General features: G+C 68.7%; 1 protein-coding gene. It reads left to right on the top strand.

Translation table 11 applies throughout. The features are described 5' to 3' along the window. Positions 1–319: phosphatidate cytidylyltransferase (locus tag D9V41_RS17195; RefSeq protein WP_166376132.1), on the top strand; the 319-nt coding region annotated here is incomplete at both ends.

Here is a 319-nt window from a genome sequence, read left to right as displayed (position 1 = left end):
GCCGCGGCGGTCCTGGCGCTCACCGTGCTGGCGACCCTCGTCTACCGGCTCCCCGGCGGCGCTGACGGGTTCGTGCGTGACGCCACGAGCGGGGTGTTCTGCCTCGCCTACCTGTTCCTCATGGGCTCGTTCGTCGTGCGCATGCTCGACAACCCCGATGGTGCGTGGCGGATCGTCGCGTTCATCGTCGCGACCATCGCGTCCGACATCGGCGGCTATGCGGCGGGTGTGTTCTTCGGCAAGCACCCGATGGCCCCGACCATCTCGCCGAAGAAGTCCTGGGAGGGCTTCGCCGGGTCGATGATCACCGGCATCGTCC

The sequence above is a fragment of the Aeromicrobium phragmitis genome (assembly GCF_003674095.1).
GTDB lineage: Bacteria > Actinomycetota > Actinomycetes > Propionibacteriales > Nocardioidaceae > Aeromicrobium > Aeromicrobium phragmitis.
Note: the sequence above shows the minus strand (reverse complement) of the source record. Positions and strands in the feature narration are given on the sequence as shown.